The sequence below is a fragment of the Nocardiopsis oceanisediminis genome, assembly GCF_048595525.1.
GTDB lineage: Bacteria > Actinomycetota > Actinomycetes > Streptosporangiales > Streptosporangiaceae > Nocardiopsis_A > Nocardiopsis_A oceanisediminis.
In genome coordinates this window covers 5,949,240-5,965,011 of record NZ_JAFMZJ010000001.1, presented here as the reverse complement: position 1 = coordinate 5,965,011, position 15,772 = coordinate 5,949,240, and the positions used below count along the sequence as shown (strand labels likewise).

At 74.7% G+C, this 15,772-nt stretch carries 14 protein-coding genes; 9 read left to right on the top strand and 5 right to left on the bottom strand.

Features of this window, described 5'->3' with window-relative positions:
* The first annotated feature begins 40 nt into the window (after window positions 1–40).
* The 4 genes from J0910_RS26000 (at window position 41) to J0910_RS25985 (ending at window position 3,921) form a co-directional block, all read left to right on the top strand.
* Entirely contained in the window at window positions 41–1,234 is a 1,194-nt protein-coding gene (locus J0910_RS26000) for a 3-hydroxyacyl-CoA dehydrogenase (protein ID WP_420161165.1), read from the top strand.
* Between the two features lie 38 nt (window positions 1,235–1,272).
* Window positions 1,273–2,727, top strand: coding sequence for a mycofactocin dehydrogenase MftG (gene mftG / locus J0910_RS25995; protein WP_420161164.1), 1,455 nt, complete (start codon window positions 1,273–1,275; stop codon window positions 2,725–2,727).
* 133 nt (window positions 2,728–2,860) lie between these two features.
* Window positions 2,861–3,163, top strand: a complete 303-nt coding sequence (locus J0910_RS25990; protein WP_420161163.1) for an ATP/GTP-binding protein — start codon at window positions 2,861–2,863, stop codon at window positions 3,161–3,163.
* A gap of 23 nt (window positions 3,164–3,186) precedes the next feature.
* Entirely contained in the window at window positions 3,187–3,921 is a 735-nt protein-coding gene (locus J0910_RS25985) for an alpha/beta hydrolase (protein ID WP_420161162.1), read from the top strand.
* A 236-nt stretch (window positions 3,922–4,157) separates the two neighbouring features.
* Here J0910_RS25985 and J0910_RS25980 read toward each other — a convergent pair whose 3' ends face one another.
* Complete coding sequence (locus J0910_RS25980; RefSeq protein WP_420161161.1) at window positions 4,158–5,426, bottom strand: DivIVA domain-containing protein; 1,269 nt, start codon at window positions 5,424–5,426, stop codon at window positions 4,158–4,160.
* Between the two features lie 262 nt (window positions 5,427–5,688).
* Window positions 5,689–6,126, bottom strand: a complete 438-nt coding sequence (mce, locus tag J0910_RS25975; protein WP_420161160.1) for a methylmalonyl-CoA epimerase — start codon at window positions 6,124–6,126, stop codon at window positions 5,689–5,691.
* Between the two features lie 85 nt (window positions 6,127–6,211).
* On the opposite strand from mce, the gene J0910_RS25970 reads away from it, so the two are divergent.
* Genes J0910_RS25970 through meaB form a run of 3 tightly spaced genes read left to right on the top strand, consistent with a single transcriptional unit; the run spans window position 6,212 to window position 9,008 of the window.
* Window positions 6,212–7,399 (top strand): acetyl-CoA C-acetyltransferase, encoded by a 1,188-nt coding sequence (locus J0910_RS25970; protein WP_420161159.1) that lies wholly within the window; start codon window positions 6,212–6,214, stop codon window positions 7,397–7,399.
* A gap of 33 nt (window positions 7,400–7,432) precedes the next feature.
* Window positions 7,433–7,969 (top strand): DinB family protein, encoded by a 537-nt coding sequence (locus tag J0910_RS25965; protein ID WP_420161158.1) that lies wholly within the window; start codon window positions 7,433–7,435, stop codon window positions 7,967–7,969.
* A 10-nt stretch (window positions 7,970–7,979) separates the two neighbouring features.
* Complete coding sequence (gene meaB / locus J0910_RS25960; RefSeq protein ID WP_420161157.1) at window positions 7,980–9,008, top strand: methylmalonyl Co-A mutase-associated GTPase MeaB; 1,029 nt, start codon at window positions 7,980–7,982, stop codon at window positions 9,006–9,008.
* Here meaB and J0910_RS25955 read toward each other — a convergent pair.
* From J0910_RS25955 to J0910_RS25945, 3 genes are all read right to left on the bottom strand, one after another.
* Window positions 8,912–9,382, bottom strand: coding sequence for a GNAT family N-acetyltransferase (locus tag J0910_RS25955; protein WP_420161156.1), 471 nt, complete (start codon window positions 9,380–9,382; stop codon window positions 8,912–8,914). The genes meaB and J0910_RS25955 overlap by 97 nt on opposite strands.
* A gap of 142 nt (window positions 9,383–9,524) precedes the next feature.
* Window positions 9,525–11,201 (bottom strand): glycosyl hydrolase family 18 protein, encoded by a 1,677-nt coding sequence (locus J0910_RS25950; protein ID WP_420161155.1) that lies wholly within the window; start codon window positions 11,199–11,201, stop codon window positions 9,525–9,527.
* Window positions 11,202–11,344: 143 nt separating this feature from the next.
* Window positions 11,345–13,333 carry a glycosyl hydrolase family 18 protein gene (locus J0910_RS25945; protein WP_420161154.1) on the bottom strand — a complete coding sequence of 663 codons (1,989 nt, stop codon included), beginning with the start codon at window positions 13,331–13,333 and terminating at the stop codon, window positions 11,345–11,347.
* A 129-nt stretch (window positions 13,334–13,462) separates the two neighbouring features.
* On the opposite strand from J0910_RS25945, the gene J0910_RS25940 reads away from it, so the two are divergent.
* The gene (locus J0910_RS25940; RefSeq protein ID WP_420161153.1) at window positions 13,463–13,981 is read left to right on the top strand and encodes a MarR family winged helix-turn-helix transcriptional regulator; all 519 of its coding nucleotides are present in this window, start codon (window positions 13,463–13,465) and stop codon (window positions 13,979–13,981) included.
* 66 nt (window positions 13,982–14,047) lie between these two features.
* The gene (locus tag J0910_RS25935; protein WP_420161152.1) at window positions 14,048–15,751 is read left to right on the top strand and encodes a coenzyme B12-dependent isobutyryl-CoA mutase large subunit; all 1,704 of its coding nucleotides are present in this window, start codon (window positions 14,048–14,050) and stop codon (window positions 15,749–15,751) included.
* Window positions 15,752–15,772 lie beyond the last annotated feature (21 nt).

The following is a 15,772-nucleotide window of genomic DNA, read 5'->3' as shown; positions in this document are numbered from 1 at the left end:
GGCGCGGGGGCGGAATCGGCAACGGATTAGGGTTGGCGCCATGGTGCAGGAATTCAAGAAGTTCGGCGTGGTCGGACTCGGAACGATGGGCGCGGGCATCGTCGAGGTGTTCGCCAGGGCCGGGTTCGACGTGACCGGAGTCGAGATCGACGGAGCGGCGCTGGAACGCGGCCGCGCCCACATCGGCAAGTCCCTCGGGCGTGCCAGGGACAAGGGGCGGATCACCCCCGGGGAGCACGACGCCATCCTCGGCAGGATCACGTTCACCACCGACCGGGAACGGCTCGGCGACGCCGACTTCGTGGTCGAGGCGGTGCCGGAGCGGATCGACATCAAGCGCGACGTCTTCGGCGACCTGGACCGGATCTGCCCGCCCGGCACGATCCTGGCCACCAACACCTCGTCGCTGTCGGTCACCGAGATCGCCGCGCTCACCGGGCGGCCGTCCCTGGTGGTGGGGCTGCACTTCTTCAACCCGGCCCCGGTGATGAAGCTGGCCGAGGTGGTCGGCACGGTGAGCACATCCGCGGAGACCGTCGCGGTCGCCGCCGAGGTCGCCAAGCGGGTCGGCAAGACCCCGGTCGCGGTCGGGGACCGGGCCGGCTTCGTCGCCAACGCCCTGCTGGTGCCCTACCTCAACGACGCCGTCGCCGCCTACGAGCACCGGCTCGCCTCCCGGGAGGAGATCGACGCCGCGCCGGCCGAGGCCGCCGGGCTGCCGATGGGACCGCTGACCCTGGCCGACCTGGTCGGCCTGGACGTCTGCCTGGCCGTCATGGACGTGCTCTGGGAGGAGTTCCGCACGCCGCGCTATGCCGCGGCGCCGCTGCTCCGCCGGATGGTCGCCGCCGGGCGGCTCGGCCGCAAGACCGGCCGCGGCTTCTACGCCTACGACGGCACCGCCCAGGCCGCCGAGGAGCTCCCGGACGGCCCCGTCGCCCAGGCGGTCCGCACCGGCGAGTACGGCTTCGGCCTGGCCGACCTGCTGCTCGCCCCGCACATCGACGACGCGCTGCGGATGGTCGGCGAGGGCTACGCGACCGCGGACGACGTCGACACCGCGATGCGGTTCGGCTGCGGCTACCCCAAGGGCCCGATCGAGATGCTCGACGAGCGCGGCGCCGGCGCGGTGGCCGGTGCGCTGCGCGGCATCGCCGACGCCGGCCTCGCCCCCTACGCGCCCTCCCCACTGGTGGCCAAGCTGGTGCGGGACGGCGCGGAAACGCTGCGCTGAGCGGAGCCGCCGGCTCCGCGGGACCGGCCGAGTACGACGTGGCCGTCGTCGGCGCCGGATCGTCGGGGGCGGCCTACGCGGTGCGGGCCGCCGAGGCCCCCGGGCGCCGCGTCCTGCTGCTGGAGGCCGGACCGGTCTTCGGCGGCGGCGCGGTCCCGGAGGTCCTGCGGGACGGCACCCGGATGGCGGCCGCCCGCCCGGGCGGCCGCTACGCCGACGCCCACCCGGCCCGGTCGGCGGGCGGCGCCGAGCGGACCGTCGTCCGCGGCCGGGTCGGCGGCGGCTCCGGCGCGCTCAACGGCGGGGTGTTCCTCCGCGCCCGCCCGGAGGACTTCGCGGCGTTCGCCGCCGGCGGCCGGGACGCCTGGTCCTACCGGTCGGTGCTGCCGGTGCTGGCCGCCCTGGAGGACGACCGGGACTTCGCCGGCCCCGGGCACGGCCGCGGCGGCCCGGTCCCGGTCCGCCGCGCCGACCCGCTGCTCCCCGCCACCGAGGCGTTCATCGGCGCCTGCCGCTCCGCCGGGCACCCGGAGGAGCCGGACAAGAACGCGGGCGGCCCGCCCGGCGTCGGCCGGGTGCCGCTCAACGTCGTCGGCGGGGTGCGCCACTCCACCGCCCTGACCCACCTGGCGCCCGCGGCCGGCCGGCCCGGCCTGGAGGTGCGCGGCCGGACCCCGGTGCTCCGGGTGGAGCTGGACCGCGCCGGCCGGGCGGCGGGCGTGCTGGCCCGGCCCGAGGGCGGGGCGCCGGAGGTGGTCCGGGCGCGCACCGTGGTGCTCTGCGCCGGGGCGCTGCGCACCCCTCAGCTGCTCATGCTCTCCGGCATCGGCCCGCCCGCGGTGCTGCGCGCGCTCGGCGTCCCGGTGCGGGCGGAGGCCCCCGCGGTCGGCGCGGGGACGCAGGACCACGCGATGGTGGTGCTGGGCGCCCGCGGCGCGCCGCCGAGGCCGCCGGGCACCGAGGTGGTGCAGGCCGCGCTGCACCTGCCCGGCCTGGAGATCATGCCCTACACCGCGCCGTTCGCCGAGCTGATCGGCCCCGGGGCCGGGCCGCCGGACCAGACCGGCTGGGGGGTCACCCTGCTCCGCCCGCGCAGCCGGGGGAGGCTGGTCCCGGCCTCCGCCGACCCGGCCGACCCGCCGCGGGCGGAGCACCGGCACCTCGCCGACGCGCACGACCGCGCCCTGCTCCGCTCCGGCGTGCTGCACTGCGCCGAGCTGATGGCCGCCGCGGGCCTGGAGCCGGCCGACCCGCCGCCGCGCGGCGCCGCGGCCCTGGACCGCTGGATCGCCGAGCGCGCCTCCACCGCGGTCCACCTGAGCGGCGGATGCGCCATGGGGCACGCGGCGGACCAGTGGGGGAGGGTGGAGGGCGTCCCGGGCCTGCGGGTCGCCGACGCCTCCCTGCTGCCCCGGGTCCCCTCCCGCGGACTGAACGCCACCGCCGTCCTCATCGGCGAACTCCTCGGCGGACACGCCCCGGAGGACCCGTGAGCCTCCCGGATCCGCCCGCGTCCCGGTAGGCCCTCCGCTCCCGGCGGCCGGCGGGGCGCCCGGGACGTGCGCGGCGGCCGGGGCGCGGCCCCTCGCCTGCGCGCCCGGTCGGAACGGTCAATACCCTGGACAGGTGAGCCCGCGCCGAAACGCCCCCCGCCGCAAGGGGGGCCGCAGCCAGCAGAACGACACCGACCCCGACGCGCTCATGCTGCGCGTCACCGGAGGGCAGCGCCGGGAGACCGGCCCCGACGGGGAGTGGGTGACCCGCAGCATCAGCGGCGCGGCCGCGACCAAGACCTACCGGTGCCCCGGCTGCTCCCAGGAGATCCGGCCGGGCATGCCGCACCAGGTCGCCTGGCGCCCCTACGGTGACGGCGAGGACCGCCGGCACTGGCACTCCTCCTGCTGGCGCCGCCGGGCGAACCTTTTCTGAACCCCGCCTGCGAACGAGGAACCATGGAGATCCGCGCCACCACGGTGCTCCCGGCCCAGCGCCGCCCCATCACCCTGCACACCGCCGACGGCCTGGAGCTCGTCGGCGAGCTGGCCCTGCCGCCCTCCGGCGACCCGGTCGCGACCCTGGTCTGCCTGCACCCGCTGCCCACCGCCGAGGGCATGATGGACAGCCACGTGCTGCGCAAGGCCTCGTTCCGGCTGCCGGCCCTGGCCGGCGTGGCCGTGCTCCGGTTCAACACCCGGGGCACCGCCTCGCGGCACGGCACCAGCCAGGGCGCCTTCGGCGACGGCGAGGAGGAGCGCTACGACGTCGCCGCCGCGATCGAGTTCGCCGAGTTCGAGGGGCTGCCCCGGCGCTGGCTGCTGGGCTGGTCGTTCGGGACCGAGCTGGCGCTCAAGTGGGGCCGCGACCCCGAGGTGGAGGGCGCGGTCCTGCTCTCCCCGCCGCTGCACCGGGCCACCGACGCCGACCTGGACGGCTGGGCGGAGTTCGGCCGCCCGCTGACCGCGCTGGTGCCCGAGTTCGACGACTACCTCCGCCCGGAGGAGGCCCGCAAGCGGTTCGCCCGGGTCCCCCAGGCCGAGGTGGTCGGCGTCGACGGCGCCAAGCACCTGTGGGTCGGCGAGCCCTACGTGCGCACCGTGCTCAACGCCGTGGTGGAGCGGGTCGCCCCGGGCTCCCACCCGCTGCCCACCGAGTGGGACGGCGAGTACACCCGCGACACCGGGGCCTGAGCCTCCCGGAGCGCCCCGGCCGAAGCCGCCGCGGCGCCCCTCGGGGCGGCCGCGCCGCGCTCCGCCGGATCCGGCGGGTGCGGGAGGGCCGGTGAGGCGGGCCCGCCCGCAACCGGCCGGGGCCCCGCTTCTCCCGGTGCGGAGCGGGGAGGGGCGCCCGGAGACGGCGCAGGCCCGGCCGGGGGGCTCCCGGGCCGGGCCTGCGGTGGTTCCGCCGTGAGGTCAGCGGCGGCGGACTACTCCTGCCACCAGTCCTCGTCCTCGCCGGAGGCGGCCTGCTTCTGCTTCGCGGCGCCGTTCGACTCGATGGCGGGCTTCTCCGCGGCGGGCGGAGCGGCCGCGGCCGCCGGGGCGGCCGGCATCGAGTCGCCGCCGCCGAGCAGCTGGCGGAGCTGCTGCAGGTGCGACTGGATGCTGTCGCGCTGCTTGGTCAGCTCGTCGACCTGCTGGCGGGCGGCGGTCATGATCCGGTCCGCCTCGGACTTGGCGTCGCCGACCAGGTGGTCGGCCTTGGCCTTCGCCTCCGAGCTGGTCTGCTCGGCCTGCTTCTTGGCGTTGGCCACGACCTGCTTGGCGTGCTGCTCGGCGTCGCGCCGGGTCTGCTCGGCCTGGGCGCTGGCCTTGGTGGCCCGCTGCTCGGCGCTGGCGGCGCGCTCCTCGGCCTCGGAGACCAGCTTCTGGGTGGCGGCCTGCGCGGCGGCCAGCCGCTCGGCGTCCTGCCGCTCGGCCTCCTCGCGCCGGCTCGCCAGCTGGATCTCGAACTCGGCCTCCTCCTGGGCGCGGCGGGCCTCGCTCTCCTCCAGGGCCCGCTGGGCCTGGGCGCGGAGCTCCTCGGCCTGGCGCTTGGCGGCCTGCAGGGTCTCGTCGCGCTCGCGCTTCATCGCGGCGCGGGCCTGCGTGCACTCGCGCTCGGTGGTCATCCGGATCTTGGAGATCTCGGCCTCGTGCGTGGCCTGGCGCTCCGCCATCTCGTGCTCGACCGTGGAGATCTTCTTCTGGACCTCGCGCTCGGTCGTGGCGGTGAGCTCGTCCGCCTCGCGCCGCGCGGTCGTGCGGATCTCCTCCGCCTCGTTCTCCGCGGAGGTGCGCATCTCGTCCGCCTCGCGCTGGGCGGTGGTGCGCATCTCGGTCGCCTCGTTCTCGGCGGCCGCGCGCATGTCGGCGGCCTCGATCTTGGCGGCGGCCTTGATGTCGTTGGCCTCGGCGCGGGCGCCCTGGACGAGTTCGGTGGCCTGCTCCTCGGCGAGGCGGAGCAGCTGCTCGATGCGGGCCCCGAGACCGGAGTAGGTGGGGCGCTCCTGCTCCTGCAGCTGCTGCTTGACCTTGGACAGCTCCTGCCGGGAGCGGTCGGCCAGGTCGCGGGCCTGCTGGAGGTCGGTCTGCTTCTGGCTGATGAACTGGTCGACCTGCTGCCGGTCGTAACCGCGCAGGACCACGTCGAACTCGGTGGTCTGGGTGTCTTCCTCGAAGAAGTTGGAGAGCTGGGCTTCAATATCGGACGACATGTGGCGGAATCCTGAACGGGTGGCGAGACGGCTTGGACGGATCGGCTGCGGCCGGCGCGGTCGGGTGCTCCTGCTGGAGATTACTCTGCGGGCGCCCTAGGCGTAGTGGAGTTCGCTCCATTGGTCGCGGAGTCCCGGCCGACCGCGGCGGTGGACATCGGGGGAAACGCCGTACTCCTGGCGGCTAGCAGACTTTATCAACTCGAACGCCCGCTTGGAGGGACCTTCGCCCGACTCGCCGGGTGACGGTTGCATCACGGCTTCACCCGTGCCGCTCCTCCTCGGCCGCCTGGACCAGCTCGGTCAGCACGCCGCCGCAGTCCTTGGGGTGCAGGAAGGCGATCCTGGACCCCATCGAGCCGGGGCGCGGCTCGGCGTCGAGCACCCGGACGCCCCGCGCGGCGACGGCGGCCGAGGCGCCCTTCACGTCCGGGGTGCCGAACGCGACGTGGTGCACCCCCTCGCCGTTGCGCTCCAGGAACTTCGCCACCGGCGAGTCGTCCCGGATCGGCTCCAGCAGCTGCAGGTAGGAGGCGCCGCCGTCGTCGGTGCCGCTGACCCGCAGCATGGCCTCGCGCACCCCCTGCTCCTCGTTGACCTCCTCGTGGGCGACCTCGAAGCCGTAGGCGCCGCGGTAGAACTCGACCGCGGAGTCCAGGTCGCGGCAGGCGATTCCGATGTGGTCGATGCGGGTGAACACGGTTCCGGATCCTCCCGTGGGGCGGACGTTCGGGCATCTGTATCGTTGCAGACCGGGTGCGATAAATGACACTGGGAGGCCCGAGATGCCCGGATCCGTCATCGTCAGCGGGGTACGTACCCCGACCGGCAGGCTGCTCGGCTCGCTGGCCGGGCACGGCGCAGCGGACCTGGGCGCCGTCGCGATCAAGGCCGCGCTGGAGCGCGCCGGGATCACCGGCGACCAGGTGGACTACGTGGTGATGGGGCATGTGCTCCAGGCCGGCCAGGGGCAGATCACGGCCCGCCAGGCCGCGGTCAAGGCCGGCGTCCCGATGAACGTCCCCTCGCTGACCGTCAACAAGGTCTGCCTGTCCGGCCTGGACGCGATCGCCCTGGCCGACCAGCTCATCGCGGCCGGCGAGTTCGACGTCGTGGTCGCCGGCGGCATGGAGTCCATGACCAACGCCCCGCACCTGCTGCCCAAGGCGCGCAAGGGCCACAAGTACGGCGCGATGGAGGTGCTCGACGCCACCGAGCACGACGGCCTCACCGACCCCTTCGACGGGGAGTCGATGGGCGCCTCCACCGAGCGGCACAACGCCCGGCTCGGCATCGGCCGGGCCGAGCAGGACGCCTTCGCGGCCCGCTCGCACCAGCGCGCCGCCCGCGCCGCCAAGGACGGCCGGTTCGACGCCGAGATCGTCCCGGTGGAGATCCCGCAGCGCAAGGGCGAGCCGAAGGTGTTCGCCACCGACGAGGGCGTGCGCCCGGACACCACCGAGGAGGGCCTGGCCCGGCTCCGCCCGGCCTTCGCCGAGGGCGGCACCATCACCGCCGGCTCCTCCTCGCAGATCTCCGACGGCGCCGCCGCCGTGGTGGTGATGAGCAGGGCCAGGGCCGAGGAGCTCGGCTGCACGGTGCTCGCCGAGATCGGCGCGCACGGCAACGTCGCCGGCCCGGACAACTCGCTGCACTCCCAGCCCTCCAACGCGATCCTGCACGCCCTGCGCAAGGCCGGCCGGGACGTCTCCGACCTGGACCTGATCGAGATCAACGAGGCGTTCGCCGCGGTCGCCGTGCAGTCCGTGCGCGACCTCGGCGTCTCCGAGGACATCGTCAACGCCGACGGCGGCGCCATCGCGCTCGGCCACCCGATCGGCGCCTCCGGCGCCCGGCTCGCCGTGCACCTGGTGCACGAGCTCCGGCGGCGCGGCGGCGGCCTCGGCGCGGCCGCGCTCTGCGGCGGCGGCGGGCAGGGCGACGCCCTGCTGCTGGAGGTCCCCGCTTCCTAGCCGCGCGGCCCGGGCCCGGGTTAGGGTCCGGGCATGGCGCTGGATGAGGAGCGGCTCCCCGAAGCGGCGCGGCGGCTGGTCGCGCTGGCGCCGTCGGGCGGCGAGCGGGAGACCCTGGAGGCCTTCCTGGACCTGCAGCGGCAGGTGCTGGAGCGGAAGGCCGAAGGGCTGTCCGATGCCGACGCCCGGCGCGCCCTGGTGCCCTCCGCGACCACGCCGGCCGGGCTGCTGCGGCACGCGGCCCGCGTCGAACTCAACTGGTTCCAGCACATCCTGTGCGGCCGCCCGCCCGAGGACCTCGGCCTGGACCTCTCCGAGCCGGACTCCACCTTCCGGCTGGGCGGGCACGACACCGTCGCCTCGCTCACCGCCGAGTACCGGGAGGCCTGCGCCGAGTCCCGCCGGGCGGCGGACCGGTTCGCGCTGGACGACGCGGTGCCCCACCCGGAGCTGGGCCGGGTGACGCTGCGCTGGATCCTGCTGCACATGGTGGAGGAGACGGCCCGGCACGCCGGCCACGCCGACATCCTCCGGGAGCAGATCGACGGCCGGACCGGGCCGTTCGGATGAGGGGCCGCGGGTGACGGGCGCGCCGGATCCGGCCGGGATCGTCGAGCGGGTGCTGCGGGGCGAGCGGCGCGCGGTCGCGCGGGCCGTCTCCCTGGTGGAGGAGGGCTCCCGGGGGGAAGCGGGCGCGCGGGTGCTGCGCGAGATCACCGCCGGGCTCGCCCCGGCCGCCGGACGGGCCCGGATCGTCGGCCTCACCGGCCCGCCCGGGGTGGGCAAGTCGACCACCACCGCGGCGCTGGTCGCGGCGGTGCGCGGGCGCGGGGAGAGCGTCGCGGTGCTCGCCGTCGACCCCTCGTCCCCGTTCACCGGCGGCGCGCTGCTGGGCGACCGGGTGCGGATGCAGCAGCACGCCACCGACCCGGGGGTGTTCATCCGCTCCATGGCCAGCCGCGGCCGCCTGGGCGGGCTCTCCTGGGCGGCCCCGCACGCGCTGCGGGTGCTGGACGCCGCGGGCTTCGACACCGTGCTGGTGGAGACGGTCGGCGTCGGCCAGGCGGAGGTGGAGATCGCCGCGCACGCCGACACCACCGTGGTGCTGTGCGCCCCGGGCATGGGCGACGGGGTCCAGGCGGCCAAGGCCGGCGTGCTGGAGATCGCCGACGTGTTCGCGGTGAACAAGGCCGACCGGGAGGGCGCCCGGGCCGTCGTGCGCGACCTGCGCCAGATGATCGCCCAGGCGGAGCGCGGGCCGGGGGAGTGGCGGCCGCCGATCGTGAGCACCGTGGCCTCCGCCGGCGAGGGGGTGGGCGAGCTGCTGGACCGGCTCGACCGGCACGCCGAGCACCTGCGCGGCTCCGGCGAGCTGGAGCGGCGCCGCCGGGCCCGGGCCCGCGGGGAGGTCGAGTCGATCGTGCTGGCCGCGCTCCGCGAGCGCCTGGCCGACGTGCACGGCCACGCCGGGCTGGACCGGGCGGCCGCCGAGGTCGCGGCCGGCGGCGACCCCTACTCCGCGGCCGACGCCCTCCTCAGCATGGGCACGTGGGCGATGCCGTCCTCGGTGAACTCCGGCCCGCACGGCTCGAAGCCGAACGAGCGGTAGAGGCCGGCGGCGTAGGACTGGGCGTCCAGCCGGACCTCGCGGCCGGGGAGCCGCTCCAGCGCGGCGGCCAGCAGCAGCCGGGCCAGGCCCCGCCCGCGCGCCGAGGGGGCGGTGGCGACCCTGCCGATCCGGGCCGAGCCGTCCGGTTCGGCCAGCACCCGCAGGCAGGCCAGCGGGGTGCCGGGGTCTCCGGGGCCGGCCGCCCAGGCGTGCAGCGTGCCCGGTTCGGTGTCCCGGCCGTCCAGCTCGGGGTAGGCGCACTCCTGCTCGACGACGAACACGTCGGTGCGCAGCCGGAGCAGCGCGTACAGCTCGGCGGTGCCGAGTTCGGCGAAGGGGGCGATGCGGACGGGGATCGTGCTGGTCGCGGGCATGCCGGCCAGCATATCCGCGGCGCCGGACACCCCTGCGGCCCCGGCGGCGAGCAACGCCGGGGCCGCAGCGCCGAGGAGCCCCTCGGCGGAGGCGGGGCGCCGCCGTCTCCCGTCGGCGGCGCCCCTTTCCAGGGTGGTCTCCTCAGGAGCCGTTGAGCTCGCCGTCCAGCGCGCGGAACAGGGTTCCGTCGGCGTCGTCGCCGTCCAGCGACCAGACCATGGCGCCGCTCAGCCCGGTCTCGCGGGCCCAGGCGGTCTTCTGCGCGATGGCGGTGGCGTCGTCGAAGGTCCACCACTGGTCGCCGTCGTAGAGCCAGGCGGTGCCGGCGTGGTCGTCGCGGTAGAGCTCGAACCCGCCGTCCTCGGCGAACCCGGCGAGCACGTTGTAGTCGTTGTAGCCGGGGTCGCGCGGGCCGGGGGCGGCGCCGGCGGACTCCTGCCACAGGCCGTCGCCGTTCGGGCCGGGCTCGACGCCCTGCCAGCCGCGGCCGTAGAACGGCACGCCCATCACGATGTCCTCGGGCTCGGCCCCGCGGTCCAGGTAGGCCTGGACGATCGTCTCGTAGCTGCGCGGGGTCGAGGACGGGTCGCCCTCGGGCACCCGGACGTTGGACTGGTGCCCGGTGCTGCTCGACCAGGAGCCGGTGAAGTCGTAGCCCTGGACGTTGATGAAGTCGAACGACTCCATCAGCTCGGGCACCTCGTAGCCGGTGTCCAGCGCGGCGATGGAGGCGGGCATGAACGAGGTGAGGAGGTAGTCCTCGCCGGTCTCCTCGCCGAGCTCGTCGAGCTGGGTGCGGAACTCCGCGGCCAGCGCGGTGAAGTTCTCCTTGTCCTCGGGGCGGACCACGTTGCCGGGCTCGCCCTCGCTGCCGGGCCACTCCCAGTCCAGGTCGATGCCGTCGAAGACGCCCTCGGCGGCGCCCTCGCCGCCCGCGCCGTTCAGCTCGGGCAGGTTCCCCTCGATGAACATGTCGATGCAGGAGGCGACGGCGGCCTCGCGGTTCTCCGGCAGCGCGGCGTTGGAGAAGTGGTCCGACCAGGCCCAGCCGCCGATGGCGATGGAGACCTTGAGGCCGGGGTGCTTCTCCTTGAGCTGGCGGAGCTGGTTGAAGCTGCCGCGGAGCGGCTGGCCGGCCTCGTCGGCGGTGCCGCTGACGCTCTCCTCGGCGGTGTAGGCCCTGCCGTAGTCGGAGAGCGCCTCGCCCTCGCCCTCGGTGTCGCTGGCGAAGCAGCGGCCGTCCTCGTCCAGGTTGGCGAAGGCGTAGTTGACGTGGGTGAGCCGCTCGGCCTGGCCGGTGGTGTCCAGCGACTTGACCAGGTAGTCCTTGTCGTCGGCGCCCCACTGGGTGAAGTAGCCGACCTGGCGGTAGGGCCGCTCGCCGCCGTCGCCGCCGTCGCAGGGGGCGCCGTTGATGGTGCAGGAGACCGGGTCGGTCTCGCCGCCGGAGAACTTCCCGTTGTAGCCGAAGGTGTAGCTGCCCCCGGCGGGGATCTCCGCGCCCCACTTCGGCGGGGTGGCGGTGTAGCCGGAGCCGTCCTCCTCCAGGGAGGCGTCCCACATCTCGTGCACCTTCGCGCCCTCGGGCAGTTCGAAGGAGACGGACCAGTCGTCGAGCGGGGCGCCGGTCGGGTTGGCGACCGTGATCTCCGCCTGGTAGCCGGTGGGCCAGCGGGAGGTCTCGGTGTGGGCGGCGGTGACCGGCCCGCCGCTCGGGGCGTCCTCGGCCGCGGCCGGCGCGGCCGCGAGGGACGCCGGCAGGAGCAGCGCGGCCGCCGCCACAGCCGCGGCCCGGGCCGCTGTTCGGGGGATCGACATGGGGGGCATCTCTCCAGGGGGTCGGTTGGTCTGCCCGAAATTTTCAGGAAACTTAACTAACAGAAAGGGGGGAGGGCAACGGCCGTGCACCGGGATTCCGCGGTGCACAACCGCCGCCCTCGCCGCTCGGCTCCCCGGGGGGGTCAGGAGCCGAGCGCGCCGTCCAGCGTGCGCATCAGGGTGCCGTCGGCGTCATCGCCGTCCAGCGACCACACCATCGCGCCGCCGAGGTTCTGCGTCTTGATCCAGCGCGCCTTGCGCTCCATCTCGGTCGGGTCGTCGTAGGTCCACAGGGTGGTCCCGTCGTAGATCCAGGCCGCCCCGCTCGCCTCGTCGCGGTGGAGCGTGTAGCCCTGGGAGGGCAGGGCCTTGAGCAGCTTCCAGTCCTGGATGCCGGCCTCGTAGCGGCCGGGGGCGGCCCCGGTCGCGCTCTGGAACATGCCGTCCCCGCCGGGGCCGGGCTGCACCCCGGTCCAGCCGCGGCCGTAGAACGGCACGCCCAGCACCAGGTCGCCGGGCTTGGCGCCGCGCGAGGTCCAGGCGTCGATCGCGACCTCGCCGCTGAACTTCCGCTCCGGCGGGTTGGGGTCGGAGGCCGAGACGACCAGGTTGGACTGGTGGCCGGTGGTGTTCTCCCAGGCCCCGTGGTAGTCGTAGCCCTGCACGGTGACGAAGTCGAAGTCCGGCATGATCTTGGCGACCTCGAAGCCGGCCTCCACCTTGGCCGGGTCGGCGGGCATGAACGAGGTCAGCTCGAAGGTCCGGCCGGTCTCCTGGCCCAGCGCGTCCAGCTGGGTGCGGAACTCCTTGACCAGCGCGGTGAAGTTCTGCTTGTCCTCGGGGCGGTAGACGTTGCCGGGCGCGCCCTCGCTGCCGGGCCACTCCCAGTCCAGGTCGATGCCGTCGAAGACGCCGTAGGCCGCGCCCGGGCCGCCCGCGCCGTCGAACGGCGGCAGGTTGCCGCGGAGGAACATGTCGATGCAGGAGGAGGCCATCCGGGCGCGCGACTCCGGGGTGGCGGCCGCGTCCGAGATGTGCTTGGACCAGGTCCAGCCGCCGATGGACAGGTTCACCTTCAGGTGCGGGTGCTTCTCCTTGAGCTCGCGGAGCTGGTTGAAGTTGCCGCGCAGGTCCTGGTTCCAGGTGTCGCCGACGCCGTCCACGCTCTCGTCGGCCCGGAACGAGCGGCCGTAGTCGGCCCAGGCGTCGCCCTGGCCGAGCTGGTTGGCCTGGAAGCACTGGCCGTTGGAGTTGATGTTGGCGAAGGCGTAGTTGATGTGGGTGAGCCGCGCCGCGGTGCCGCTGGTGTCCATGTTCTTCACCAGGTAGCCGCGGTCGTAGATGCCCCACTGGGTGAAGTAGCCGACCCGGTGCCCGCCGGGCTGCCCGGGGCCGGGGCCGTCGGACTTGGCGGTGCGGGCGGTGACGGAGCCGGACTCCGCCGAGCGGTTCCCCGCGGCGTCGAAGGCGCGCACGGTGAAGGTGTACTCGGTGTCGGCCTTCAGCCCGGAGACGGTCGCCTCGGTGCCGGTGCCGATCACGGTCCGCACCGGCTGCCCGCCGCTGACCACCTCGTAGCCGGCCACCCCGGTGTCGTCGGTGGAGGCCTTCCAGGAGAGCGCGACCGTGCTGGAGGTGGTGCCGGCCGAGGCCAGCCCGGTGGGGGCGGTGGGGGCCTCGGTGTCGGCCGGGCCGCCGGCGCAGGGGGCGCCGTTGACGGTGCACGAGACCGGTTCGGTCTTGGTGCCGGCGGAGGCGCGCTTGCCGTTGAAGCCGATCTGGTAGGTGCCGTTGGCCGGCACGGGGGCGCCCCAGGACGGCGGGGTCAGGGTGTAGGTGTCCCCGGAGCGCTTCATGGCGGCGTTCCAGAGGCTGGCGATCTCGGCGCCCTTGGGCAGGGTCACCTCGATGGTCCAGTCGGTCAGCTCGGAGGAGGCGGCGTTGTCGATGGTGAACTGGCCGCTGTAGCCGGTCTCCCAGCTCGACCCCTCGGTGTAGACGACGGTCACGTCGCCGGGGGCGGCCGCCGCGGGGGAGGCGGTGAGCACGAGCGGGGCGGCGATCAGGGCCGCGGCGAGCGCGGCGATCCGGTCACGGAGGCGGAGTCGGGGGCGTCTTCGCGTCACGGACATGGGGGATGTCCTCACGTTGGGTGAGCATCTTTTAGGAAACTTAACTATTAATTTCGATGGAGGGCAAGACCCGTTACCCGGAAAATCCGGCCGGACCACCGCCGTTCCGCGGGTCGCTAGAGTGGCGACGTGGGAAATCCGCTGAACCTGCCGTTCGACCCGATCGAGCGGGCGCACGAGAACTGGAAGCGGCGCTGGGGCGCCTCGCCCGCCATGGCCGCGGTCACCTCGATCATGCGGGCGCAGCAGATCCTCATCGGCCGCCTGGACGGCGTGCTCAAGCCCTACGAGCTCACCTTCGCCCGGTACGAGGCGCTGGTCCTGCTCACCTTCAGCGCCTCCGGGGCGCTGCCGCTGGGCAAGATCGGCGAGCGGCTGATGGTCCACCCCACCAGCGTCACCAACACCATCGACCGGCTGGAGCGCCAGGGGCTGGTCCGGCGGATGCCCAACCCCAGCGACGGCCGCGGCACCCTCGCCGAGATCACCGAGGCCGGCCGGGAGGTGGTCGAGCACGCCACCCGCGACCTGCTCGCCATGGACTTCGGCCTGGAGGGCTACACCGCCGAGGAGCTGGAGCGGATGCACCGCTCCTTCGTCAAGCTCCGGGTGGGCTTCGGCGACTTCCCCGACCCCGGCGGGGACTGACCCCGGCGCCCCGCCGCCCGGGGCGCCCCCTGTCGGAAACCGGCCCGGCGGCCTACTGTCGGAGCCATGGCCACCGGCGATGAGATCGAGGCGGGCCGCGCCCGCTGGCAGCGGCGCTACGACGCGGCGCGCATCCGGGACGCCGACTTCACCACCCTCTCCGGCGAGGAGGTCGACCCGGTCTACGGCCCGCCGCCGGGCGCCGACGTCCCCGGGTTCGAGCGGATCGGCTGGCCGGGGGAGTTCCCCTACACCCGCGGGCTGCACCCCACCGGCTACCGCGGCCGGGCCTGGACCATCCGCCAGTTCGCCGGGTTCGGCAGCGCCCGGCAGACCAACGAGCGGTACAAGATGATCCTGGCCTCCGGCGGCGGCGGCCTCTCGGTCGCCTTCGACATGCCCACCCTGATGGGGCACGACTCCGACGCGCCCTTCGCGCTGGGCGAGGTGGGCCACTGCGGCGTCGCCGTCGACTCCGCCGCCGACATGGACGCGCTCTTCGACGGCATCCCGCTGGACGAGGTCACCACCTCGATGACGATCAGCGGGCCCGCCGTCCCGGTGTTCTGCATGTACCTGGCCGCCGCCGAGCGGCAGGGCGCGGACACCGCCGCGCTCAACGGCACCCTGCAGACCGACATCTTCAAGGAGTACATCGCGCAGAAGGAGTGGCTCTACCCGCCCGAGCCGCACCTGCGCCTCATCGGCGACCTGATGGAGTACTGCGCGGAGAACGCCCCGGCCTTCAAGCCGCTCTCGGTCTCCGGGTACCACATCCGCGAGGCCGGGGCCACCGCCGCCGAGGAGCTCGCCTTCACCCTGGCCGACGGGTTCGGCTACGTCGAGCTCGGCCTCTCCCGCGGCCTGGACGTCGACGCCTTCGCCCCCGGCCTCTCCTTCTTCTTCGACGCCCACATCGACTTCTTCGAGGAGATCGCCAAGTTCCGCGCCGCCCGCCGGATCTGGGCCCGCTGGATGCGCGACCGGTACGGCGCCGCCACCGCCAAGGCGCAGTGGCTGCGCTTCCACACCCAGACCGCCGGCGTCTCGCTCACCGCCCAGCAGCCTTACAACAACGTGGTCCGCACCGCGGTCGAGGCGCTCTCCGCGGTGCTCGGCGGCACCAACTCGCTGCACACCAACGCCCTGGACGAGACGCACGCCCTCCCCACCGAGCAGGCCGCCGAGATCGCCCTGCGCACCCAGCAGGTGCTGCTGGAGGAGACCGGGGCCGCCTCCGTCGCCGACCCGCTCGGCGGCTCCTACTACGTCGAGGCGCTCACCGACCGGATGGAGGCCGAGGCCGAGCGGACCTTCGAGCGGATCCTGCGGATGGGCGGCGGCGAGGACGCCGGGCACGGGATCGGCCCGATGGCCTCCGGCGTCCTCGCCGGGATCCGCAGCGGCTGGTTCAGCGCGCGGATCGCCGAGTCCGCCTTCCGCTACCAGCGGGCGCTGGAGCGGGGCGGCAAGCGGATCGTCGGTGTGAACACCGCCACCAACACCGTCTCCGGCGACCTGGACATCCTCCGCATCGGGCACGAGATCGAGCGGGAGCAGACCGCCGCGCTGAAGCGCCGCCGCGCCGCCCGCGACCCGGCCGCGGTGGACGCCGCGCTGGCCCGGCTGCTGGAGGCCGTCCGCGACCCGGCCCGGCCCAACCTGGTCCCGGTACTGCTGGACGCCGCCCGGGCCGAGGCCACCCTCGGCGAGATCTGCTCGGCCATGGGCGAGGAGTTCGGCACCTACACCGAGGACCCGCGGTTCTGACCGGCACGCCCCCGGCATGCG

What these genes read in the sequence shown, in the direction of transcription:
- J0910_RS26000 (WP_420161165.1), top strand. Translation starts at nt 41, where the DNA reads ATGGTGCAGGAATTCAAGAAGTTCGGCGTGGTCGGACTCGGAACGATG.
- J0910_RS25985 (WP_420161162.1), top strand. Translation starts at nt 3,187, where the DNA reads ATGGAGATCCGCGCCACCACGGTGCTCCCGGCCCAGCGCCGCCCCATC.
- J0910_RS25980 (WP_420161161.1), bottom strand. Translation starts at nt 5,426, where the DNA reads ATGTCGTCCGATATTGAAGCCCAGCTCTCCAACTTCTTCGAGGAAGAC.
- J0910_RS25970 (WP_420161159.1), top strand. Translation starts at nt 6,212, where the DNA reads ATGCCCGGATCCGTCATCGTCAGCGGGGTACGTACCCCGACCGGCAGG.
- J0910_RS25965 (WP_420161158.1), top strand. Translation starts at nt 7,433, where the DNA reads ATGGCGCTGGATGAGGAGCGGCTCCCCGAAGCGGCGCGGCGGCTGGTC.
- J0910_RS25955 (WP_420161156.1), bottom strand. Translation starts at nt 9,382, where the DNA reads ATGCCCGCGACCAGCACGATCCCCGTCCGCATCGCCCCCTTCGCCGAA.
- J0910_RS25950 (WP_420161155.1), bottom strand. Translation starts at nt 11,201, where the DNA reads ATGTCGATCCCCCGAACAGCGGCCCGGGCCGCGGCTGTGGCGGCGGCC.
- J0910_RS25945 (WP_420161154.1), bottom strand. Translation starts at nt 13,333, where the DNA reads ATGTCCGTGACGCGAAGACGCCCCCGACTCCGCCTCCGTGACCGGATC.
- J0910_RS25935 (WP_420161152.1), top strand. Translation starts at nt 14,048, where the DNA reads ATGGCCACCGGCGATGAGATCGAGGCGGGCCGCGCCCGCTGGCAGCGG.